Source organism: Micromonospora sp. NPDC048909 (assembly GCF_040649635.1).
In the GTDB taxonomy this organism is placed as follows: domain Bacteria; phylum Actinomycetota; class Actinomycetes; order Mycobacteriales; family Micromonosporaceae; genus Micromonospora.
The window spans coordinates 648,816-671,266 of the sequence record NZ_JBEZFU010000002.1 but is presented as its reverse complement, the minus strand read 5'-3'; the positions used below and the strand labels follow the sequence as shown (position 1 = coordinate 671,266).

Below are 22,451 nucleotides of genomic sequence, written 5' to 3'. Positions count from 1 at the left end.
GACCCACAACAAGCGAACACCGGAAGGGCCGGACCCCACCAGGGGTCCGGCCCTTCTCGGCATCTCGATGCAGAAGGCCGGCCCGCAACGGGCCGGCCTTCTCGTCGTCTCAGCGGCTGCCGGCGGGGACGGCGTCTTCGGGCTCCGGCACCGGGTGCGCCCGCCGATGCCGCCGACGCAGCCACCAGGTGCTGCCGAGACCGGCGAGCACCGCCACGGCGAGGCCGACCCAGGAGAAGTCCTTGAGCCAGTGCTCGGCCACCCGGCCGAGGTGGAAGAGCAGGTAGGTGGTGGCGAAGGCCCAGACCAACCCGCCGGCCGCGTTGGCGACCAGGAACCGGCGGTACGGCACGTGCAGGGCGCCGGCCAGCGGCCCGGCGAGGACGCGCAGCAGCGCGACGAACCGGCCGAAGAAGACCGCCCAGACCCCGTGCCGGGCGAAGGTGAGCTCGGCCCGGGCGAGCTGGTCCGGCCCGAGATGCCGGGGGAAGCGCCGGCCCAGCCGGGCGAGCAGTGGCCGACCGCCCCGGCGGCCGACGGTGTAGCCCACCGAGTCGCCGACGATGGCGCCGAGCGCGGCGGCAGCGGCCACCCACTCCGGCTGGACGGCACCGGCTGCGGCCAGCAGTGCCGCGCTGACCAGGGTGATCTCGCCGGGCAGCGGCACGCCCATGCTCTCCACCCCGATCACCCCGGCCACCATCAGGTAGACCGCCACCGGTGGCAGCGTCACGAGCCAGTGTTGTACGTCGAGCACCCGCACCCCTCCCCCGGTCCGGCCTCGAACCCTACCCGCGGCCGGCCGGTCCGGCGGGCGCCGGCGGGGCCGCCCCGGGGGGGTCAACCGGCTGGGGCCACGAACTCCAGGCGGTTGCCGTGCACGTCCTCGGTGTGGAATCGGCGCATCCCGGGCAGCTCCCCGTCTCCCCAGGTCACCGGCGCGCCGGCGGCGGCGAGGCGGGCGGCGAGCGCGTCCAGGTCGGGTCGGAGCAGCGCGGGGTGGGCCTTGCGGGCGGGCCGGAAGTCGTCCTCGACGCCAAGGTGCAGCTCGGCGCCGTACCCGGTGAACCAACACCCGCCGCGGGCCGCGAGCGCCGGCGGTTTGGGCTTCTCGGTCATGCCAAGCAGGCCGACGTAGAACGCCCGGGACGCGTCCTCGGTGCCGCGCGGGCAGGCGAGCTGGACGTGATGGATCATGGAAGCACCTCCTCGTACCGGACGATGGCACGAGGTTGCGCGAATAGCAAGACGGACGTACGGTTTTGTTGAGTACGGGAAGCGGGTAAGTGTCGCCTAACCTCGGCGGCACCCGGACCGGTGCGACAGACTGCTCAGGACTACTCACGGTCGCTGGTGTGAAGGAGTACGACGTGGCGAGCCTCGACACCTTCGGTGCGAAGAGCCAGCTACGCGTCGGAGACGCGAGCTACGAGATTTTCAGGATCGACACGGTGGACGGTCACGACCGGCTGCCGTACAGCTTGAAGATCCTGCTGGAGAACCTGCTGCGGACCGAGGACGGCGCGAACATCACCGCCGACCACATCCGGCAGCTCGGCGCGTGGGAATCCACCGCCGACCCGAGCGTGGAGATCCAGTTCACCCCGGCACGGGTGCTCATGCAGGACTTCACCGGCGTGCCGTGCGTGGTCGACCTGGCCACCATGCGCGAGGCCGTCCGTGACCTCGGCGGCGACGCCACCAAGGTCAACCCCCTCGCACCGGCCGAGCTGGTCATCGACCACTCGGTCATCGCCGACCTGTTCGGCCGCGAGGACGCCTTCCAGCGCAACGTCGAGCTGGAGTACGAGCGCAACAAGGAGCGCTACCAGTTCCTGCGCTGGGGCCAGACGGCGTTCAACGAGTTCAAGGTGGTCCCGCCGGGCACCGGCATCGTGCACCAGGTCAACATCGAGTACCTGGCCCGCACGATCATGGAGCGCAACGGCCAGGCGTACCCGGACACCGTGGTCGGCACCGACTCGCACACCACCATGGTCAACGGCCTCGGCGTGCTCGGCTGGGGCGTCGGCGGCATCGAGGCCGAGGCCGCCATGCTGGGCCAGCCGGTGAGCATGCTGATCCCGCGGGTCGTCGGCTTCAAGCTCTCCGGCGAGATGCCGGCCGGCACCACCGCCACCGACCTGGTGCTCACCATCACCGAGATGCTGCGCAAGCACGGCGTGGTCGGCAAGTTCGTCGAGTTCTACGGCCCGGGCGTGAGCGCCGTGCCGCTGGCCAACCGGGCCACCATCGGCAACATGTCGCCGGAGTACGGCTCCACGGTGGCGATCTTCCCGATCGACTCCGAGACCATCCGCTACCTGGAGCTGACCGGCCGCGACGCCGCCCAGGTGGCGCTCGTCGAGGAGTACGCCAAGGCGCAGGGCCTCTGGCACGACCCGGCCGCCGAGCCGGACTACTCGGAGCGGCTGGAGCTCGACCTGAGCACCATCGAGCCGTCCCTGGCCGGCCCGAAGCGCCCGCAGGACCGGGTGCCGCTGGGCAGCGCCAAGACGCTGTTCCGCTCGGCGCTCAAGGACTACGTGGCCGCCGACGAGACCGGCGGCGACCAGGGCCGCGCCGCTGGCGTACCTCAGCAGGAGAAGCCGTTCGGGGTCGTGGGCCACGCCGACGAGGCCAGCGCCGAGTCCTTCCCGGCCAGCGACTCGCCCGCCAACGGCGTCAACGACCCGGCCGACGCCCCGCGCGACCTGGAGACCGCGGCGGTCGGCGCGGGCGGGCGGGCCACCAACCCGACCCGGGTCACCGGCGCCGACGGGGTCGAGTACGAGCTGGACCACGGCGCCGTGGTGATCGCCGCGATCACCTCCTGCACCAACACGTCCAACCCGCAGGTCATGATCGGCGCGGCACTGCTGGCCCGCAACGCGGTGGAGCGGGGCCTGACCCGCAAGCCGTGGGTGAAGACCACCCTGGCCCCCGGGTCCAAGGTCGTCATGGACTACTACGAGCGGGCCGGCCTCACCCCGTACCTGGACAAGCTCGGCTTCAACCTGGTCGGCTACGGCTGCACCACCTGCATCGGCAACTCCGGCCCGCTGCCGGAGGAGGTCTCCGCCGCGGTGAACGAGGCCGACCTCGCGGTCGTCTCGGTGCTCTCCGGCAACCGGAACTTCGAGGGCCGGATCAACCCGGACGTCAAGATGAACTACCTGGCGTCCCCGCCGCTGGTGGTCGCCTACGCGCTGGCCGGCACGATGGACATCGACCTGGCCAACGAGCCGATCGGTGAGGACAGCACCGGCCAGCCGGTCTTCCTGCGTGACCTCTGGCCGAGCAGCGCCGAGATCCAGGACGTCATCGCCTCGGCGCTCGGCGCCAGCGGGTTCAGCTCCGCGTACGCCGACGTCTTCGCCGGCGACGAGCGCTGGCAGTCGCTGCCGACCCCGACCGGTGACACCTTCGCCTGGGACAGCGACTCCACCTACGTGCGCAAGCCCCCGTACTTCGAGGGCATGGGGCGCACCCCGCAGGCGGTCGCCGACATCTCCGGCGCCCGGGTGCTGGCCAAGCTGGGCGACTCGGTGACCACCGACCACATCTCCCCGGCCGGCTCGATCAAGGCGGACTCCCCCGCCGGCAAGTACCTGGCCGAGCACGGTGTGCCGCGACACGAGTTCAACTCGTACGGCTCCCGCCGGGGCAACCACGAGGTGATGATCCGGGGCACGTTCGCCAACATCCGGCTGCGCAACCAGCTGGTCCCCGGCGTCGAGGGCGGCTTCACGGTCAACCACCTGACCGGCGAGCAGACCTCGATCTACGACGCCTCGGTCGCCTACCAGGAAGCGGGCCTCCCGCTGGTCGTCCTGGCCGGCAAGGAGTACGGCTCCGGCTCGTCGCGGGACTGGGCGGCCAAGGGCACCATGCTGCTCGGCGTCAAGGCGGTCATCGCCGAGTCGTACGAGCGGATCCACCGCTCCAACCTGATCGGCATGGGCGTGCTGCCGCTGCAGTACCCGACCGACACCACCGCGGAGTCGCTCGGGCTGACCGGCACGGAGACCTTCACCATCACCGGGGTGACCGCGCTGAACGACGGCGAGACCCCGCGTACGGTCAAGGTCAGCACCGACACCGGCGTCGAGTTCGACGCGGTGGTCCGCATCGACACCCCGGGCGAGGCGGACTACTACCGGCACGGCGGCATCCTGCAGTACGTGCTGCGCCGGATGATCGCCAACTGACGTACCAACGAGAAGGCCCCTCCCGGCGAACCGGGAGGGGCCTTCTTCGTGTACCCGTGCCGCGCCGTCGGCGGCGTGGCGGTGCGCTCACTCGGCCCGGCGGCGGGCCTCCCGGGTCTTCATCGCGTGCTCCATCAGGGTGATGAGCACCTCCTTGCTCGACTCCCGGTGCCGGGCGTCGCAGAGCAGCACCGGCACCCCCGGATCCAGGTTCAGCGCCGCCTGCACCTCGTCGAGTCGGAACTGCCGAGCCCCCTCGAAACAGTTCACCGCCACCACGAAGGGCGTGCCACGCCCCTCGAAGTAGTCGATGGAGGGGAAGCAGTCGGCCAGCCGCCGGGTGTCGGCGAGCACCACCGCGCCGATCGCGCCGAGCGCCAGCTCGTCCCAGACGAACCAGAAGCGGTCCTGCCCGGGCGTGCCGAAGAGATAGAGCACGAGGTCATCGCTGATCGTGATCCGACCGAAGTCCATCGCGACCGTCGTGGTGGACTTGCTCTCCACCCCGGACAGGTCGTCGATGCCGACGCCGGACTCGGTCAGCACCTCCTCGGTGCGCAACGGGCGCGTCTCACTGACCGCGCCGACCATGGTGGTCTTGCCCACGCCGAATCCGCCCGCGACCAGGATCTTGATCGCGGTGGGCAGTGGGGTCGCTCCCGGCGGCCGCTCAGAGTGCCCGTAGTCCATTGATTACCGCCTCGAAAACACTGTTGTCGGGAAGGCCGGCCGCGGTGTGCGGCTCACGGACCTGTACCAGGCTGCGAGCCGCCAGATCACCCAGCAGGACCCGGATGGTGCCCACCGGGAGATCCAGGTGGGCGGCGATCTCGGCGACGGACTGGATGCGCTGGCAGAGCCCGACGATCGCGACGTGCTCCGGCCCCAGGCCGATCTCCGCGCCGACGTCGGCGCGGGTCGCCGTGACCAGTGAGATCAGATCGAACGTGCCGGTGATCGGGCGGGCGCGGCCACGCGTGACCGCGTACGGACGCACCACCGGCCCGGCATGGTCGTCCACCCACTGATGCTCCGCGGACTCCCCCTGCACCGTCATCGCCGCTACTTCTCGCCGGTCGGCTGCTCGGCGCTCCGGGTCGGCGACGCGACGTACTTGCCGACCCGGGTGACCAGCATCGCCATCTCGTAGGCGATCAGCCCGACGTCGGCGTCCTCGCTGGCCAACACCGCGAGACAGGCGTTGCGCCCGGCCGCTGTGACGAAGAGGAACGAGGACTGCATCTCGATGATGGTCTGCTGTACCTGGCCACCACCGAACCGCTTGCCCGCTCCCCGGGCCAGACTCTGGATCCCGGCCGCCATGGCCGCCAGGTGCTCGCCGTCGTCCCGGCTCAGCCCCTGTGAGGAGGCCATCAACAGGCCGTCCGTCGAGAGCGCGACCGCATGCTCGGCCTGCTTCACCCGGCCGACCAGATCATCCAGCAACCACGTCAGGTCGGCACTCGATGCCGTCTTCTGGGCCACTCGTCGTCCTCTTCTCCCCCGGCGGATGTCGCCGTATTCGTCTGGGGCTGACCGTTCCGTCGCGAGCGGGATTTCTCCGCGTCGCCGGCACGGGTCAGGTCGCCTGCTGCTGGTCGGAGTCCGAACCGGACGCGGGTTCCGACACCTCGCCAGCCCCGCCCAGCAGGCGGGCGGCGTCCGTCCGGCCCCGCCGGGTCCCGGTCTGGTACGAGCTCATCATCCGGCGCACCTGCTCCGGCGGCCGAATGGCGTCCTCGTCCTCCTCAGCGGCGTTCGCGGCGGGATCGTCACGCAGTTCCGGCACGATGTTCGCCTGACGGACCCGGACCGGCAGGCCGGAATCGGTGCGGTCCTGCTCGGCCCGCGCCGGAAGCGGACCACCCTCGGCGCCGGCGTCCGGACCCGGCGCGGGAGCGCCCTCCGCGCCCGGGCGGGGCAGCGCCATCGGCAGCCCGGTCGGGAACGTCGGCCCGTCCAACGCCGGCTGCTGGTCCGGCCCGCGCCGGGCCCGGGTCGGCAGACCCTGCTCGGCGGCCGGCCCGGTCCGGGCCCGGGTGGGCAGCCCGCCCGCGTCGGCGCCGTCGGCCTGCGCGACCGGCGACTCCGGCCCGCGTGCCACCGGCGACTCGACCAGCGCCACCGGCGCCGCCGGGAGCGCCGGGGGCTGCTCGACGCCGGCCGGCGCGGCCGACAGGGCCGAGGTGCCCCCGCTCGACGCGGCGGCGCTCGGGGCGGCGGGGGCGTCGCCCGCCGGGGCGGCCGGCGTACCGGCCGGGAACTCGGTGGAGGTCTCCGACTCGTCGCCGGCGTCGGTGACCAGCTCGATCGGGATCAGCACGACGGCCGTGGTGCCCCCGTACGCGGACTCCTTCAACTGCACCCGGATGCCGTGCCGCTCGGTCAGTCGGCTCACCACGTAGAGGCCCAGCCGGGAGGCGTTGGCCAGGTTCAGCTCGGACTGGTCGACGATCCGGTGGTTCGCGGCGGTCAGATCCTCCGGGCTCATCCCGAGGCCCCGGTCCTCGATCTCGATGGCGAACCCGTTGGCCACCATCTGACCGCGCACCTCGACGGTGGTGTTCGGCGGCGAGAACGACAGGCCGTTCTCGATCAGCTCGGCGAGCAGGTGGATCGCGTCACCGACGGCCCGGCCGGCGAGCGACACCCGCCCGAGCGGCAGCACGTTGACCCGGGTGTAGTCCTCGACCTCGGCGACGGCGCCCCGGACCACGTCGACCATCGGAACGTTGCGGCGCCAGGCCCGGCCGGGCGTGGAGCCGGAGAGCACGATCAGGTTCTCCGCGTTACGCCGCATCCGGGTGGCGAGGTGGTCGACCCGGAACAGGTCCTCCAGCTCCTCGGCGTCCTGCTCGCGCCGCTCCATGGCGTCGAGCAGGGTGAGCTGGCGGTGCACCAGCGCCTGGGTGCGCCGGGCCAGGCTGAGGAAGACCTCGCGGACGTTGCGGCGCAGGTCGGCCTGCTCGACGGCGGTGCGGATCGCGGTCTCCTGGACCACGTTGAACGCCTTACCCACCTGGCCGATCTCGTCGGTACCGAACTCGAGCGGTGGCGCCTCCTTGGCCACGTCGACCTCTTCGCCCTGCCCGAGCCGCTCCACCACCCGGGGCAGCCGCTCGTTGGCCAGCCGGAAGGCGGCCTCGCGCAGCCGTTCGAGCTGCTGGACCAGGGACCGGGCGGTGGTGATCGACACGATGATGGAGGCGATGACCGCGATCAGGCCGAGACCGGCGGCGAGCACCAACCGGACGATGACGCCGATGGCCACCGGAGCGGCCCGTTCGACCACGTCGTCACCGCCGGCGAGCACGACGTCGGCGATCTGGGTGAGCGCCGGCGCGCCGACCTCGTCCCACGAGTCGGCGCCGATCGGCGGCCGGGTGCCGTTGGCCTGCATGACCCGGTTCTCCAGGTCGGTCAGCTGGCGGAACGTCGCACCGTTCGACATCTCGGTGTAGCGCTGCTGGTCTTCGCTCGGCAGCCGGACCAGCGCCTGCTCGGCGGTGAACTGTCGGGCGCCGACGATCCGGGTGAACTGCGACTGTTCCGCGGGCGTGATGCGGCCGGCCGCGAGCACGCCGGCGAGCAGCGCGTCCTCCTGGGACAGCAGCTCGCGGGCCCGGTTCAGGCCGATCAGCGCGGCGGTGTCCTCGGCGACCTGCTCGTCGTCGAGGTTGCCCAGCGCGTCGTAGACCCGGTAGATCGACTCGATCAGCCCGGTGAACGCCGCGCCGGCCTCGGCCCGGTCGATGGTCTTGTCGTCGACCGCCTGCCGGGTCACCGCGAGCCGGTCGAGGCCGCCGATCAGGTCGGTGATCCGCCGGTCGAGGGTGCCGCTGCCCAGCGCGTCGACCTGCCAGCTGTCGACGGACTCCTTGAAGTCCGCGGCCAGCTCGTCGGTGCGGGGACGGATCTCGGCGAGCGCGGTCCGCTGCTCGTCGTCGGGGCGGCCGAGCAGGGTCAGCGACGTCCGGCGTTCCAGCTGCAACTGCAGGAGCAGCGGCTCGGTGGGGTTGAACACCTTGGTGTCCAACGCCTGCACACCGAGCAGGTTCATACCGTCGCGAATGGTGACCCAGGCGGTGAAGCCCCAGAGCGCCACCAGGGACGCGAGCAGCGCAACGACCTTGGTACGCAGATTCGAGCTGCGGGAACCCATTACACCGTCCCTGGCATGGCCTGAGTGATCCGTCAGTCAGTACCGCGTGCAGCCGCACGCATCGACCCCGGCGCACGCTAGCAGCGTCCGCTGTCTCACTCAAGCGCTCCTGATCATGGGCCCGTCGGACACCGGTGCGGTCGCGTCCGGTCCCACGGCCACGGCCAGGTCCGATCTGGCCAGTGCCAGCTGCCACACGGCGACGACGGCCGCCCGCACGATCAGCACCGGGGCGTAGAGGTCCTTGTCGTGCCACAGTGGTGGGTGCGCGCGCCGAGGATCCGCGGCGGCCAGCTGCGCCAGCCCGCGGATCACCGCGTCCCGCACCCCCGGCCGCACCGGCCGGTCGGTGCCGAGCAGCACGTGCAGGGCGTAGGCGCTCTCCTCCACCGTGCCGGCCCAGCGCCCCCACGACCCGTCCGGTCGCTGGGTGGCGACGATCCAGTCGACGGCCCGGTCCACCGCCTCGGCGGCGACCGCGGCGGGTGCGTGACCGTCCAGCGCCAGCACGGCGCAGCAGGTGGCGTAGTACGGCGACGCGTGCCACCGGTCGGTCCAACTGCCGTCGGGCTGCTGCTGCTCGCGCAGCCACTCCGCCAGCGCGGCCACCCGGTCGCGGTAACGCTCGGCCCCCGGTGCGGTGTGCTCGGCGTGCCAGCCCAGCGCCTCCAGCACGTGCGAGTTGGTGGTGACCGAGCGCCCGTCCTCCCCCTGCCAGGTGCAGAAGTGACTGCCCAGGTCGTAGCGGAGCAGGCTGACCGGATCGACGGGACGGCCGAGCAGGGCGAGCGCGTACAGGGCGGCCGAGGTGGTGTCCGCGTCGGCCGGCAGTCCGGGCCCGGTCGCGGCGCCCTCCGGGCCGAGTGCGTCGGCCAGTTCGGCGATCAGCCGGGGCGTCGGCCGTACCGGCACCCCGGCGCGGGCCAGGCTGCTCAACGTCCAGGCCCGCTCGAAGACCGTGACCGGGGTGCAGCAGGACACCGGGCCGTCGTGCTGGCGGACCGCGTCCTCGAGATAGGCCAGCACCTCGGGATCGGCGCTCGCCGGATCGTCGAGCCAGGCGGCGGTCGCCGCGGGCGAGGCGCCGACCGCGCCGGCCACCGGCACCACGTCCGGCCGGCCGCGGGCCGCCGGCCCGAGCACCTCGAAGGCGTGCAGCAGCTTCTGCGGTACCGGCCGGCCGGTCGCCAGCAGGGCGCCCAGCGCGGCGAAGCGTCGCCGGTCCACGGCGCTCGGCAGCGCCGCGCCGGATTCGTCACCGTCCGGCCGGGCGCCGAGGCGGTCGAGGTGGGCGTTGATCCGGTCGGTCAGCGCCGGCACGATCAGATCGGCGGCCGGCGTGTCCGGAAGCTCCAACGGGCCGTCGGCGAGCCAGCTCCGCAACGCGGTCAGCCCCCGCCCGGCGGCCGCCAGCAACTCGCCCCGCGCCGGCCCGTCCGCCGCGCGCGCCGTCCTCTGTGTCGCCTCGGGGGGCGTCGCCGGCGACGATCCGCTCGTCGTCGCGGCCGGTGGATCGGTCGGATCACCGCCGGCGGGCAGCGCGCTGGTGAGCAGCGCCTCCACCGCGCTCAGCGTCGGCACGAGCGCGTAGCCGCCCGCGGCGCCCCAGCCGCCGTCGGGTCGTTGGCTGCCGAGCAGGTAGCGCAGCCGCCGGTCGTGCCCGGCGAGCCACGGCGCGTCGCTGACCACCCGCCCGGTCTCGTACACCGAGGGGGTGACGCGGCCGGCTGGTTCGAGCGCCATGGCGGCCAACAGTTCGCGGGTCGCCCCGGCCACCTCCGGCCGTCCCCAGCCGCCCGGGATCGGTGAACCGGTCACAGCGCTCCCCAGAAGTCGGTCGACCGGTAGAAGCCGCTGCTGAAGCCGATCTGCCGGGCCAGGTAGTCGGCCTGCACCGGGCAGGTCTCGCGCAGCGGGGTGAGCAGCTCCCGCGCCTGCGCCACCAGCGCGCCGATCCGCCGCGGCACCTCGTCCCGGTCGGCCACCAGCAGCAGCGCGTTCAGGTCCCCCCAGCGCAGGTCCCGCTCGTAGGTGCCCAGGTCGTTCACCAGCCGCAGGATCCGCTGGACCACCCCGCTCGCCTCGATGAGCCGGTCGAGGTGGGCCAGCGTCACCGGGTCGCCGGCGTGGATCCAGTGCACGACGTTGACCACCGTGCAGGCCAGGTTGTCCGCGTTGTCGAGGTACGCCTCGAGGTCGGGCAGCGCCCCCGGCGCGCCGTCGGCGCCGGTGGTCTGCTTCCAGTCCCACTCCCGCGCCATGGCGTCGAGCACCCGGCCAAGCTCCGCGCGCCACACCGCCCGGTACCGCTCGAACGCGGGCGTGGCGGCCAGGTCGTCGCGCAGCTCCGCCAGGAAGCGGCCGAGCGGGTCGTCCGGCGCGGGCGTCGCGCCGTCCGCCACCGCGAGACAGCGCTCGGTGAGGAGGTCGATCTCCTCCCGGGACTTGGCCACGTAGTCGACCTGCCAGTCGACGGCGAAGCCCCACAGCACCGCCCGGTTGGTGATGCGCAGCGCGGCCTCGTCGCACCATGGGGCGCCGAAGGCGATGGCCATCGCCACGTTGCCGAAGAGCGCCGGGTCGAACGGCCGCGGCGGAAAGAGATCCGGGTACCCGGCGGCGCACTGCTGGAGGTCCCGCTGGCCCTTGGCGGCGAGGGCGCTGATCCGGCCCTGTTCGGCGGCGGCCAGCAGCTGTTCCTCGATCGGGTCCGGGGCGGGGTGCTGCACCGGCGTCATGCGGCGACGCTCCGCGCCGGCCGCAGGGTCAGCTCCACCCGCTCCCGTGGCCGGAGGGCGGCCGCGACCTTGATGCCGGGCACGGTCGGCTGCTGGAGGCGGAACCGGTACCGGCTGAGCACGGTGGCCACGATCAGCGTCGCCTCCAGGTAGAACAGGTGCATGCCGAGGCACTGGTGCGGTCCGCCGCCGAAGGGAAAGTGGGCGTAGCGGTGCCGCTTACGCGTCAGTTCCGGGGCGAACCGGTCCGGGTCGAACTCTTCGGGCCGGTCCCAGAACATCGACATCCGGTGCGTGATCAGCGGGCTGACCACGAGCGTGGCGCCGGCCTCGATCTTCACCCCGCCGATGACGTCCGCCTCGATCGCCTGGCGCGGGAAGAGCCAGCCGATCGGGTACAGCCGGAGCAGCTCGTCGAGGACCTGCCGGGTGTAGCGCAGCTCCTTGAGGTGTTCGCGGCGCACCGGCGCGTCGCCGACCACCTGGTCCAGCTCCGCGTAGAGCCGCTCGGCGACGTGCGGGGCGCGTTCGAGGTGCGGCCAGAGCCAGGTCAGCACGCTGATCGTGGTCTCGGTGGTGGTCGCCACCATGGCCACGGTGTCGTTGCGGACCTGCTGCTCGTCCAGCCGGCCGCCGTCCTCGGTGCGACCACGCCAGAGGGTGGAGATGATGTCGTCGCCGTCGGTCTCCGCGGTCTCCCGGGCCCGGCGGACGATCGGCAGCAGCAGCTCGTCGATGAGCTGGACGGCGTTGCGGAACGCCCGGTCGCCGGGCATCGGCATGGCCAGCGGCGCCCAGGGCATGGCGATGCGCGGCATCACCGACCACGCGATCGCGTCCTGCGCCTCCATGATCCGCATCGCGTCCGGGACCGAGATCTTGTCCGCGAAGAAGACCCGCATGATCGCCGAGCAGACGATCCGGGCCTGCTCGGTGCCCATGTCCACCGGCTGGCCGGCGCGGGCCGGGGTCTCCAGCCCGTCGACCGCGTCGTCGATCGCCTCGGCCAGCCGGTCGATCATCCCGTCGATCCGGCGGGCGGTGAAGAGCGGCTGCAGGATCTGCCGGCTGTTCGACCAGTGCTCGCCGTCGCTGAGGATGCCCTCGCCGAACAGCCGCTTCAGCGGTCGCCACTGCAGCCCGTCGCCGGCCCGTACGTAGTTCGCGGACCGTTCGCGCAGGACGCGCTGCAGATGCTCGGGGTGGGTGACCAGGTACGGTCGGAACGACCCGAGGTTCAGCCGTACCACTTCGCCGCCGGAGCGCTCACCGAACTCGACCAGGGCACGGGACGGTTCACGGAGGAGGCCGGGCACGACGTGGCGCAGGGGTATCGCGCCTGCTCGTCTGGTGCGGACCGGCGTCGGGTCTGACGCTGCCACCTGCGGTGGTCCCCTTTCGGGCAACGGAACGTATCGGGTCGGGTGTCCGGAGTGACCGTTCCGCCGAGCATGCCATTGCCGCGTCAAATTTCTCTAGCGCCCAACGAGAAATTCTCACGCCGCAAATCTCACAGCCTCCACAAGGGATGCGGGTGGCTCCGGCGGGCCGTGGAAATCCCGCAGGTGGAGCCACCGGCCGCCGCCCGAGGCCATCGACCGGCCTCGGCGCGGACATCGACCCGTGTCGAGTCCCGTCAACGGGACTCCGGAGCGGTAGCCGTCACAACCCGTCCGGCCGACGGCGGCGAGCCGAACAGGGCCGGACGGGGGCTTGACGGGACCGGCGCGGCCGGCCGGGGGGAATCCGGGCGCGCCCGGGTGCCCTGTGCCAGGCTCTTGTCATGGACGACAAGACAATCCTGAACCGGATCTCCGAGCTGGTCGACGAGGAGCACCGGTTGCGCTCGGCCGCGCAGGCCCACGAGCAGGGCACCGACGACGAGGCCCGGGACCGGCTGCGCGCGCTGGAGGAATCCCTCGATCAGTGCTGGGACCTGCTGCGCCGCCGGCGGGCCGCCCGCTCCACCCACGGCGACCCGGACGCCCAGGGCATCCGCCCCAAGCCCGAGGTCGAGCGCTACCTGCAGTGACCCGAGCGGTGGGCCGGGCGGCCAGGACGACCGCCCGGTCCCCGCTCAGCGGAGGCCCGCCTCGCGCAGCAACTGCTCGGTCAGCACCGCCGGGTCGGCCAGCGTCGCCGGCAGCCCCCGCGCGGCGAACCAGGTGCTGACCACCCGGACGTCCCGGGCCAGGAACTCGCCCCCCTGCGGGTTGGCCACCACGTCGACCACCTGGGGCAGGTCGATCATCATCAGCCGGTCCCGATGCACCAGCAGGTTGTACGGCGACAGGTCGCCGTGCGCCAGGCCGGCCCGGGCCAGCACCACCAGCGCGTCGACCAACTGCTCCCAGAGGTCGCGCAGACCGGCCGGGTCCGGCCGGACCTGGGCGAGCCGAGGCGCGGCCAGCCCCTCCTCGGGGTCGCCGAGGAACTCCAGCATCAGCTCGGTGCCGCGCAGCTGCACCGGATAGGGCACGGAGATGCTGCCGCGCTCGGCGCCGATCTCCCAAAGCCGGGCCAGCGCGGCGAACTCGGCCGCCGCCCACTGCCCCGCGATCATCTGCCGGCCGAAGGCGGTCCGGCCGGCCATCGCCCGGTTCTCCCGGGACCGACGGACCCGCCGTCCCTCCAGGTAGCCGGCGTCCCGGTGGAACAGCCGGTGGTTGGCGTCCCGGTAGCGCTTCACCGCCAGCAGGCAGGAGCGGTCGCTGTCGGGCACCGCCCGCCGGAGCAGGTGGACGTCCGCCTCCTTGCCGGTCTTGAGCACGCCGAGGTCGGTGTCCTTGGCCGCGAGCTCGGTGACCAGCCAGGCGGGGTGCGGCTGCGGCCCGTGCACCGCGTCGTCCCAGGACGACCAGCTCTCACCGGTCTCCGGGTCGGGCCCGTCGTCCGGGTCGGCGCTGACCGGCTCGGGCTGCCGGCCGTGCCTCAGGAACTGCGGTTCGTCATCGTCGAAGCGGCCCTTGCCGCGGGTCCGGCGCTCGCGCGCCGGGAAGTCGTGTTCGCGCACTGCGGTGTTGATCCCTTGATCGAGGCTGATGGAGGCAGGTGGAGACGACCTGCGAAGACGGCCATGACCGACCTCCTCTCCTCGACCGGGTGAACGCCCGGTTGCACGATGCGCGGACCATGTTCACCGTGCACGCCTCAGCGGGTCAACCGAATTACCGGCGGGCCGGCCCCGGCAACTCCGCTCAGCCGGCGAGGACCGTGGCGACTGCGGCGATCAGCCCTTCGGCCGTACGCGTCGGCGCGAACCGGCTGTCCGGCCAGGTCCGCCCACGGTGCAGCCAGACACTGGGCAACCCGACCGCCGCCGCGCCCCCGATGTCCGCCTCCGGGCTGTCGCCGACCACCCAGGCGCCGCGCAGCGGCATCCGGACCCGATGGGCGGCGAGCGCGAAGATCCGGGGGTTGGGCTTGCTGACGCCGGCCTCCTCGGAGATGACCCAGTCGGCCACGTAGCGGTCCAGCCCGGTCCCCCGGATCTTGGCTTCCTCCTGCCGGACCACGCCGTTGCAGACCACCACCGGGATCCAGCCCGCGTCGTCGGCGATCCGCAGCGCGCAGGCGATCAACGGATCGAGCCGGGTGTTCGCCACCACCCCGTCGTGCAGTGCCTCCACCAGGTCGATCGAGGGGATGCGCAGGGCGTACCGGTCCCGGATGGCGTCGGCCACGTCCCACCGGTCGGTCAGCCCGTCGGCGTCGACGGAGAGCAGCCAGTCGATGTCCGCCGGGGGCGCGCCGATGTCTTCCAGAAAGCGCTGGCCCCAGGCACGGAACGGCCCGGCCCGATCGAGCAGGGTGTTGTCCAGATCCAGCAGGAGCAGTGGCACTCGGGCACCCTACGGGACTCCAGGGCCGCCCGACAGGGCTGGAATGTTAACTCCTCAGGCCAACACCGTGCGCCGGGTCGGACCCTGGTCCGGCAGCCGGTCGGCGAGCATCGAGTGCGCCGCCCGGGTGGCCGCCAACTGGGCCGGGTCCAGCGTCGCGACCAGCACCTGCTCACCGGTGTCCGCGCCCCGGGCCAGCGGGCGACCCTCCGGGTCGTAGACGGCCGCGCCGCCGTTGAACCGCCACGGGTCCGCTCCGCCGACCGAGTTGGCGAAGACCACGTACATGGTGTTGTCCAGGGCCCGGGCCGGGTAGTAGAGGTCCCGACGGTGCGCCGAGCCGGCCAGGTAGCCGCTCGGGCACAGGTAGCCGTGCGCGCCGTCGGCGGCGGCGGCCCGGCCGTGCTCGGGAAAGCAGCCGTCGTAGCAGATGCCGAGCCCGAGCCGCCAGTCGTCCAGCAGCAGGGTGGCGCCCCGGGTGCCGGGGCTGAACAGCTCCCGCTCACCGCCCCAGAGCTGCTGCTTGTCGTAGCCCACCCGGACCTCGCCGCCGCGCCCGACGACCAACGACGAGATGGTTCGCTGCCCGTCGGGGTGGCGGACCGCCGCGCCCACCACGACGGTGACGCCACCGGCCACCGCCGCCTCACAAAGCGGCGTCAGGCGGGCGTCGTCGACCGTACGGTCCTCGTCGGTCACCACGTCGGTGCCGGCCGGGTCGGCCGCCAGCGTGGGCGGGTGGTACGCGGGGAGAAACAGCTCCGGCAGGACGGCGATCCGGGCGCCCTGCTCGGCGGAGCGCGCGACCAGGCGGGCCGCGGTCGCCGCGTTGCCGGCGACGTCGCCGGGGACCGGCTCGGCCTGGACGGCGGCGACGGTCAGCCGGTCGGCCGGGATGGCGGTGATGGTGGCGGGGGGTGGCGTCACCGGCCGATGGTAGACCGGCACGATCGGTCGCACGGCCTGCCGGCTGGCACCTCGAAATCCCAAGCCGTACGTACGGTTTGCATGACCCCGGGTCACCTGGAACGATCGTGGCGTGCCCAGAGTAAGCCAGGACCAGCTCGATGCGCGGCGTCAGGAGATCCTCGCCGCCTCGCGGGCGTGTTTCGCCCGGCACGGCTACGAGGGCGCCACGGTGCGCCGGCTGGAGGAGGCGACCGGGCTGTCCCGGGGGGCCATCTTCCACCACTTCCGGGACAAGGACTCACTCTTCCTCGCCGTCGCCGAGGACGACGCCGCGACCATGGTCGAGACGGTCGCCCGCAACGGCCTGGTCCAGGTGATGCGCGACCTGCTGGCCCGGGCGGTCTCCCCGGACACCACCGGCTGGCTGGGCAGCCAGTTGGAGGTCTCCCGGCGACTGCGTACCGACCCGGCGTTCGCCCGGCGGTGGGCCGAGCGCTCCGCCGCGATCGCGGAGGCGACCCGCGACCGGCTGGCCCGCCAGCGAGAGGCCGGCGTGCTCCGCGAGGACGTCCCGATCGACGTGCTCGCCCAGTTCCTCGAACTCGCCTACGACGGCCTGGTGCTGCACCTGGCGATGGGCCGGCCCGCCGGTGACCTCGGCCCGGTGCTCGACCTGGTCGAGGAGGCGGTCCGCCGCCGCTGACCGCCGCCGCTGCCGACGACGCGGCCGCCGGAGCCGCCGCCCCCACCCGATGGCGCACCTGCTCCACAATGGGGCCGCCGATCCCTCCGGCGACAGGAGCAACCGATGAACGTTCTCGGCGCCTCGGGCGACACCTGGGGCATCCCCGGTCCTACCTTCCTGCGGATCTGGCTCGCGGTCGCCGCCGCGGCGGTGGTCGTCGCCGTGCTGCACCGCGTCCGGCTCCTCGCCGGACCCCGGGAGGTCGGCGGTGAGCCGCTCAGCCCGGATCAGGCCGCCTACCTCAACGGCGGCGCGCCGCTGGCCGTCAACGCCGCCCTCGGCGGGCTGCGCGGCAGCGGCGCGATCGGCGTCGGAGGAAGTCGTCGGCTGACGGCCACCGGCCCGCTGCCCGCCGGGGCGACGCCGCTGGGCCAGGCGATCCACCACGCCGCCGTGCGGCGGGCCCGGGTCCGCGACCTGCGCCAGGACCAGTGGGTGGTCACCGTCCTCAACCAGCTCCGCGAGGGTCTCGAGCAGCGCGGACTGCTCCTGTCGGCCGAGCAGCAGTCCGCCGCCCGGCGCGGCGCGCTGGCCATGATCGTCCTGATCCTCATCGGCGTCGTCCGCGCCGTCGTCGGGTTGGCCAACGGGCGGGCGACCGCCTACCTGATCCTCAGCCTGGTGGCGCTCTTCCTGGCCTTCCTCTACCTCGGCCGGGTGCCGAACCAGACCCGGGCCGGCCGGCGGGTGGTCCGCGAACTGCGCCGCCAGCACGCCCACCTCACCCCCTCCGCCAGCCCGTCCTACTCGACGTACGGCGCGACCAGCGCGGCGATGGGGGTGGCGCTCTTCGGCACCGCGTCACTCTGGGCGCTCGATCCGGGCTTCGCCGAGCAGGCGGAGATCCAGCGGCAGGCGATCTCGGACAGCGGCGGCTGGTCGTCCGGCTCCAGCGGTGGCTCGGACGGCGGGGGCAGCTCCTGCGGCGGAGGCAGTTCCTGCGGGGGTGGCGGCGGCTGCGGCGGAGGCGGGTGCGGCGGATGACCGGCCCGACCGGGGTCGGCATCGGCTGGCGGCCCGAGATCGCCGGGTTCGTCGCCGACCTGCCCGGGTTGCGTTTCGTCGAGGTGGTGGCGGAGTCGCTGGCCCCGGCGCGGGCCCTGCCAGCGAGCCTGGCCCAGCTGCGCGAGCGCGGCGTGACCGTCGTACCGCACGGGGTGCGGCTCTCCCTCGGCGGCGCCGAGCCGGTCGACCCGGCCCGGGTCGCCCACCTGGCCGCGGTGGCCGAGCTGGTGGCCGCGCCGCTGGTCAGCGAGCACATCGCCTTCGTCCGGGCCGGCGGGATGGAGGCCGGGCACCTGCTGCCGCTGCCGCGCAGCCGGGCGGCGATCGACGCGGTCTGCGCCAACGTCGCCCGGGCCCAGGCCGAGCTGCCGGTGCCGATCGCGCTGGAACCGATCGCCGCGCTCTTCGACTGGCCCGACGACGAGTTGGACGAGGCACAGTTCCTGACCGAGATCCTGGACCGGACCGGGGCGCTGCTGCTGCTCGACGTCGCCAACGTCTACGCCAACGCCCGCAACCGGGGCACCGACCCGCGCGACCTGCTGGACCGGCTGCCGCTGGAGCGGATCGGCTACGTGCACGTGGCCGGGGGCGCCGAGCACGGCGGTTTCTACCACGACACGCACACCGACCCGATGCCGACGGCGGTGCTCGACCTGGTGGGCGAGCTCTGCGCCCGCCGGCGCCCGCCGGCGCTGCTGCTGGAGCGCGACGGCGACTACCCGCCGGCCCCGGCGCTTCGCGCCGAGCTCGACGCCCTCGCCGCCGCCGCGGGCTTGCCGGTGGTCACATGACCGATGCCGCGCCCGAACGGGCCGCGCCCGGCGAGTTGGCGGCCCGGCAGGCCGAGCTGGTCGCCGCCCTGGTGGCCGGCGGGCCGGTACCGCCCGGGTTCGCGCCGGCGCCGCTGGCAGCCGCTCGGGCCGCACTGCTGCGCAAGCGCGCCGGGGAGGTCGCCCGGCACTGGCCGCTGCTCGCCGCCGGGCTCGGCGTCGACTGGCCGGCGACCTTCCAGACGTGGGCGGGCGACCGGCCGACCGGCGGGTCGCTGCGCGACGGGTGGGACCTGGCCCGGGCGCTGCACGACCGGGGTGACCTGCCACCGCTGGGCGCCGACGAGCTGGCCGTCCGGGAGGCGGGTGCCCGCTACGACGGACAACGGCCGCCACGCCCGCGCCGGCTGCCGGGCCTCGGCCGCGCCGGCGGCGCCGTCGCGGTCCAGCTGCTCGGCCGGGTACGCCTGCTCCGCCCCGCCCGCCGCCCGGCCACCGGGCCCGGTGGCCGTCGCTGATCGCGTACGGCAGGATCAACGGCATGGATCTGGGACTCACCGATCGGGTGTACGTGCTCACCGGCGCCTCCCGCGGCCTCGGCTACGCGACCGCCGAGTGCCTGGTGGCCGACGGGGCGCGGGTGGTGCTCTCGGCCCGGGACGCCGACGCGGTCGCCGCCGCCGCGCAGCGCCTCGGCGGACCGCAGCGGGCCATCGGCGTGACCGCCGACCTGGCCCACCCGGCAACACCGGAACGTCTCGTCGCCACCGCCCAGGAGCACTTCGGACGCCTCGACGGCGCGCTGGTCTCGGTCGGCGGGCCGCCGCCGGGCAGCGCCGCGACGATCACCGACGAGCAGTGGCGGCTCTCCTTCGAGACCGTCTTCCTGGGCACCGTCCGGACGGTGCGCACCGTCGCCGCCGCCCTGCCCGAGGGGGGCGCGATCGGGATGGTCCTCTCCACCTCGGCCCGGGGGCCGGTGCCGGGGCTGGGCATCTCCAACGGGCTGCGGCCGGGCCTGGTCGGGGTGGCCAAGGACATCGCCGACGAGTACGGCCCGCGCGGCGTACGGATCGTCGGCCTGCTGCCGGGTCGGATCCTCACCGACCGCAACCGGGAACTCTTCGCCGCCACCGGCGACCCTGAGCGGGCCCGCGCGGAAGCCGAGGCCGGTATCCCGCTGCGCCGCATCGGTGACCCGGCCGAGTTCGGCCGGGTGGCCGCGTTCGTCCTCTCCCCCGCCGCCAGCTACCTCACCGGGCTCACCGTCCCGGTCGACGGCGGCGCGCTGCGCGGCCTGTGAACCCGGAACCACCCGGCGGGCGCCGGCCCGGCCGGGCCCGTCCCGGTTCCCCGACCGGCCCCGGCGACCGCCGCCCCGGCTCCGCGCCGACGCCCGACCGCCGACCCCCGCCACCGCCCGTCGACGGCGAAGCCGGTCTTCCGGCGGCGCCGGGCGAGCGCCGGCCCGGGGCGGCGGGGCGCTCCCTGCGGCCCACCCGGGAGGAGTTGGCCGCCGCGGCGGACCGTATCCTCCCCGACCTGATCGCGCCCGGGTTGGACGTGCTCTTCGTCGGCATCAACCCGGGCCTCTGGTCGGCCGCCACCGGCTGGCACTTCGCCCGGCCGGGCAACCGGTTCTGGCCGGCGCTGCACCGGGGCGGCTTCACCCCCCGGCTGCTGCACCCCAGCGAGCAGGACGAACTGCCCGGCTACGGGCTCGGCATCACCAACATGGTGGACCGGGCCAGCGCCCGCGCCGACGAGCTGAGCACCGCCGAACTGATCGCCGGGGCGGAGTCGCTGCGGGCGAAGGTGGCGCGGTACCAGCCCCGCTGGGTCGCCGTGGTGGGGGTGACCGCGTACCGGATCGGGTTCGCCCGACCCCGGGCGACCTTCGGCGCGCAGCCGGAGCCGCTGGCCGGCGCCCGGCTCTGGGTGCTGCCCAACCCGAGCGGTCTGAACGCGCACTTCACCCCGGCGAGTCTGGGTGCTGCCTTCGCCGAGCTGCGCCAGGCGTCGATCGCGCGCTGAGCCCGCGCCGCCGACGGACGCGCCGGGCGGCGGCTGAGGCGGCGGGTCAGTTCGCCGCGGCGGGCGGCAGCGCCTCCTCGGCCACGTAGCTGCCCAGCGGTAGCACCACCGGCTCGGGCCCGGTCGCGTCCACATAGGGGGCCGGCGAGTCGGCGACCGCGAACTGGGTCCGGTAGAGCTCGGCGTAGAGCCCGCCGACGGCGACCAACTCGTCGTGCCGGCCCCGCTCGACGATCCGCCCGCCGTCGAGGACCAGGATCTGGTCGGCGTCGCGGACGGTCGAGAGCCGGTGCGCGATCACCAGCGCGGTACGCCCCGCCAGCGCCACCGAGAGCGCCCGCTGCACCGCGGCCTCGCTCTCCGAGTCGAGGTGGGCGGTCGCCTCGTCGAGGATGACGATCGAGGGTGCCTTCAGCAGCAGCCGGGCGATGGCGATCCGCTGCTTCTCGCCGCCGGAGAAGCGGTAGCCCCGCTCGCCGACGGTGGTGTCGAGCCCGTCGGGCAGGGACCGAACCAGGTCGGCCACCTGGGCGCCGGCCAGCGCCGCCCAGATCTCGTCGTCGGTGGCGTCCGGCTTGGCGTAGCGCAGGTTCTCGCGGATCGTCTCGTGGAACAGGTGCGAATCCTGCGTGACCACACCGATCTCGTCGCGCAGCGAGGCGAGGGTGGCGTCACGGACGTCGACGCCGCCCACCAGCACCTGGCCGTCGGTGACGTCGTAGACCCGCGAGATCAGCATGGAGAGCGTCGACTTCCCGGCGCCGGAGGGGCCGACGAGGGCGACCATCTGCCCCGGCTCCACGCCGAATGTGACGCCGCGCAGCACCGGCTCGTTGATCGTCCGGTCGAGCGTGGCGACCTCCTCCAGCGAGGCGAGGGAGACCTCGGCGGCGCTCGGGTAGCGGAACCGCACGTCGCGGAACTCGACCCGGCCGCTGCCCCGGGGCACCGGCACCGCGTCGGGCTTCTCCTGGATCCCCGGGCGTAGGTCGAGCACCTCGAAGACCCGGTCGAAGGAGACCAGCGCGCTCATCACGTCGACCCGGACGTTGGAGAGCGCGGTGAGCGGCCCGTAGAGCCGGGTCAGCAGCAGCGCCAGGGTCACCACGGTGCCGGCGCTGACGTTGCCGGCGACGGCCAGCCAGCCGCCGAGGCCGTAGGTGAGCGCCTGGGCCAGCGAGGCAACCAGCAGCATCGCCACGAAGAAGGTCCGCGAGTACATGGCGGACTGGATGCCGATGTCGCGTACCCGCTCGGCCCGGCCGGCGAACCGGCGGGCCTCGATCTCCGGCTGACCGAAGAGCTTGACCAGCAGCGCGCCCGCCACACCGAACCGCTCGGTCATCGTGGCGTTCATCTTCGCGTCGAGGTTGTACGCCTCGCGGGTGATGTCGGCGAGCCGCCGGCCGACCCGGCGGGCCGGAATGATGAAGATCGGCAGGAGCACCAGCGAGAGGGCGGTGATCTGCCAGGAGAGGGTGAACATCACGGCGGCGGTGAGCACCAGTTGGATGACGTTGCTGACCACGCCCGAGAGGGTCGAGGTGAACGCCCGCTGGGCGCCGAGCACGTCGTTGTTGAGCCGGCTCACCAGTGCGCCGGTCTGGGTCCGGGTGAAGAACTGCAACGGCATCCGCTGCACGTGGTCGTAGACCCGGGTGCGCAGGTCGAGGATGATGCCCTCACCGATCCGCGCGGAGTACCAGCGCTGGGCGAGGGAGAGCAGCGCGTCGGCGACCGCCAGGCCCGCGATGACCAGCGCCAGCCGGACCACCAGCGAGCCCGCCTCGGCGCCGCCCCGGTTGATCGCGTTGATGACGTCACCGGCCAGCACCGGGGTGGCCACCCCGATGATCGCGGCCAGCACCACGGTGACCAGGAAGACGATGATGTCGCGCCGGTAGGGCTGGGCGAAGGCCACGATCCGCCGGGCGACGCCACGCTTGAGCCGATGGGTGGAGACCTCGTCCTGGTTGCGCATCGACCGGAGCATGCTCCAACCGGCCATGCCACCGCCGGACATCGGGTTGGA

Annotated in this window: 21 protein-coding genes; 8 read left to right on the top strand and 13 right to left on the bottom strand. The window is 73.5% G+C overall.

Going from position 1 to position 22,451, the window contains the following annotated elements:
• Positions 1-109 precede the first annotated feature (109 nt).
• Positions 110-757 carry a DedA family protein gene (locus AB0C04_RS09290; protein WP_357050686.1) on the bottom strand — a complete coding sequence of 216 codons (648 nt, stop codon included), beginning with the start codon at positions 755-757 and terminating at the stop codon, positions 110-112.
• 83 nt (positions 758-840) lie between these two features.
• Positions 841-1,197 (bottom strand): VOC family protein, encoded by a 357-nt coding sequence (locus AB0C04_RS09285; RefSeq protein ID WP_357050683.1) that lies wholly within the window; start codon positions 1,195-1,197, stop codon positions 841-843.
• Between the two features lie 158 nt (positions 1,198-1,355).
• On the opposite strand from AB0C04_RS09285, the gene AB0C04_RS09280 reads away from it, so the two are divergent.
• Positions 1,356-4,211, top strand: a complete 2,856-nt coding sequence (locus AB0C04_RS09280) for an aconitate hydratase (protein WP_357050680.1) — start codon at positions 1,356-1,358, stop codon at positions 4,209-4,211.
• 87 nt (positions 4,212-4,298) lie between these two features.
• On the opposite strand, the gene AB0C04_RS09275 is transcribed toward AB0C04_RS09280, so the two are convergent.
• The 7 genes from AB0C04_RS09275 to AB0C04_RS09245 all read right to left on the bottom strand — a co-directional run bounded on the left by AB0C04_RS09275 (position 4,299) and on the right by AB0C04_RS09245 (position 12,445).
• Positions 4,299-4,901 (bottom strand): ATP/GTP-binding protein, encoded by a 603-nt coding sequence (locus AB0C04_RS09275; protein WP_357050677.1) that lies wholly within the window; start codon positions 4,899-4,901, stop codon positions 4,299-4,301.
• Complete coding sequence (locus tag AB0C04_RS09270; protein ID WP_350872753.1) at positions 4,882-5,268, bottom strand: DUF742 domain-containing protein; 387 nt, start codon at positions 5,266-5,268, stop codon at positions 4,882-4,884. Before AB0C04_RS09270 ends, AB0C04_RS09275 begins: the two co-directional genes overlap by 20 nt.
• Before the next feature lie 5 nt (positions 5,269-5,273).
• Entirely contained in the window at positions 5,274-5,696 is a 423-nt protein-coding gene (locus tag AB0C04_RS09265; protein WP_357050674.1) for a roadblock/LC7 domain-containing protein, read from the bottom strand.
• 94 nt (positions 5,697-5,790) lie between these two features.
• Positions 5,791-8,373 (bottom strand): nitrate- and nitrite sensing domain-containing protein, encoded by a 2,583-nt coding sequence (locus AB0C04_RS09260; protein WP_357050671.1) that lies wholly within the window; start codon positions 8,371-8,373, stop codon positions 5,791-5,793.
• Positions 8,374-8,472: 99 nt separating this feature from the next.
• Positions 8,473-10,191 (bottom strand): prenyltransferase/squalene oxidase repeat-containing protein, encoded by a 1,719-nt coding sequence (locus AB0C04_RS09255; protein ID WP_357050668.1) that lies wholly within the window; start codon positions 10,189-10,191, stop codon positions 8,473-8,475.
• A complete protein-coding gene (locus tag AB0C04_RS09250) occupies positions 10,188-11,111 on the bottom strand; it encodes a terpene synthase family protein (RefSeq protein ID WP_357050665.1) in 924 nt (307 codons plus the stop codon). The genes AB0C04_RS09255 and AB0C04_RS09250 overlap by 4 nt, the downstream gene beginning before the upstream one ends.
• On the bottom strand, positions 11,108-12,445 hold the full coding sequence (locus AB0C04_RS09245; RefSeq protein ID WP_357050817.1) for a cytochrome P450: 1,338 nt from the start codon (positions 12,443-12,445) through the stop codon (positions 11,108-11,110). Before AB0C04_RS09245 ends, AB0C04_RS09250 begins: the two co-directional genes overlap by 4 nt.
• A gap of 449 nt (positions 12,446-12,894) precedes the next feature.
• On the opposite strand from AB0C04_RS09245, the gene AB0C04_RS09240 reads away from it, so the two are divergent.
• The gene (locus tag AB0C04_RS09240; RefSeq protein ID WP_350872742.1) at positions 12,895-13,143 is read left to right on the top strand and encodes a DUF2630 family protein; all 249 of its coding nucleotides are present in this window, start codon (positions 12,895-12,897) and stop codon (positions 13,141-13,143) included.
• A 45-nt stretch (positions 13,144-13,188) separates the two neighbouring features.
• Here the strand turns inward: AB0C04_RS09240 and AB0C04_RS09235 are convergent, their stop codons facing one another.
• From AB0C04_RS09235 to AB0C04_RS09225, 3 genes are all read right to left on the bottom strand, one after another.
• Positions 13,189-14,124: an RIO1 family regulatory kinase/ATPase gene (locus AB0C04_RS09235; protein ID WP_357050662.1), complete on the bottom strand. Its 936-nt coding sequence runs from the start codon at positions 14,122-14,124 to the stop codon at positions 13,189-13,191.
• Positions 14,125-14,308: 184 nt separating this feature from the next.
• Entirely contained in the window at positions 14,309-14,953 is a 645-nt protein-coding gene (locus AB0C04_RS09230) for an HAD family hydrolase (RefSeq protein ID WP_357050659.1), read from the bottom strand.
• A 54-nt stretch (positions 14,954-15,007) separates the two neighbouring features.
• Positions 15,008-15,880, bottom strand: a complete 873-nt coding sequence (locus AB0C04_RS09225) for a carbon-nitrogen hydrolase family protein (protein ID WP_357050656.1) — start codon at positions 15,878-15,880, stop codon at positions 15,008-15,010.
• A gap of 112 nt (positions 15,881-15,992) precedes the next feature.
• Between AB0C04_RS09225 and AB0C04_RS09220 the strand changes: the two genes are divergently transcribed.
• The 6 genes from AB0C04_RS09220 to mug all read left to right on the top strand — a co-directional run bounded on the left by AB0C04_RS09220 (position 15,993) and on the right by mug (position 20,419).
• Positions 15,993-16,565: a helix-turn-helix domain-containing protein gene (locus AB0C04_RS09220; protein WP_357050653.1), complete on the top strand. Its 573-nt coding sequence runs from the start codon at positions 15,993-15,995 to the stop codon at positions 16,563-16,565.
• Positions 16,566-16,670: 105 nt separating this feature from the next.
• The gene (locus tag AB0C04_RS09215; protein WP_357050650.1) at positions 16,671-17,591 is read left to right on the top strand and encodes a TIGR04222 domain-containing membrane protein; all 921 of its coding nucleotides are present in this window, start codon (positions 16,671-16,673) and stop codon (positions 17,589-17,591) included.
• Positions 17,588-18,406, top strand: coding sequence for a DUF692 domain-containing protein (locus AB0C04_RS09210; RefSeq protein WP_357050647.1), 819 nt, complete (start codon positions 17,588-17,590; stop codon positions 18,404-18,406). Before AB0C04_RS09215 ends, AB0C04_RS09210 begins: the two co-directional genes overlap by 4 nt.
• Positions 18,403-18,903 carry a hypothetical protein gene (locus tag AB0C04_RS09205; RefSeq protein ID WP_357050644.1) on the top strand — a complete coding sequence of 167 codons (501 nt, stop codon included), beginning with the start codon at positions 18,403-18,405 and terminating at the stop codon, positions 18,901-18,903. The genes AB0C04_RS09210 and AB0C04_RS09205 overlap by 4 nt, the downstream gene beginning before the upstream one ends.
• Positions 18,904-18,926: 23 nt before the next feature.
• The gene (locus tag AB0C04_RS09200) at positions 18,927-19,688 is read left to right on the top strand and encodes an SDR family oxidoreductase (protein WP_357050641.1); all 762 of its coding nucleotides are present in this window, start codon (positions 18,927-18,929) and stop codon (positions 19,686-19,688) included.
• Positions 19,689-19,873: 185 nt separating this feature from the next.
• Entirely contained in the window at positions 19,874-20,419 is a 546-nt protein-coding gene (gene mug, locus AB0C04_RS09195) for a G/U mismatch-specific DNA glycosylase (RefSeq protein ID WP_357050814.1), read from the top strand.
• Between the two features lie 46 nt (positions 20,420-20,465).
• On the opposite strand, the gene AB0C04_RS09190 is transcribed toward mug, so the two are convergent.
• Positions 20,466-22,442, bottom strand: coding sequence for an ABC transporter ATP-binding protein (locus tag AB0C04_RS09190; RefSeq protein ID WP_357050811.1), 1,977 nt, complete (start codon positions 22,440-22,442; stop codon positions 20,466-20,468).
• Positions 22,443-22,451 lie beyond the last annotated feature (9 nt).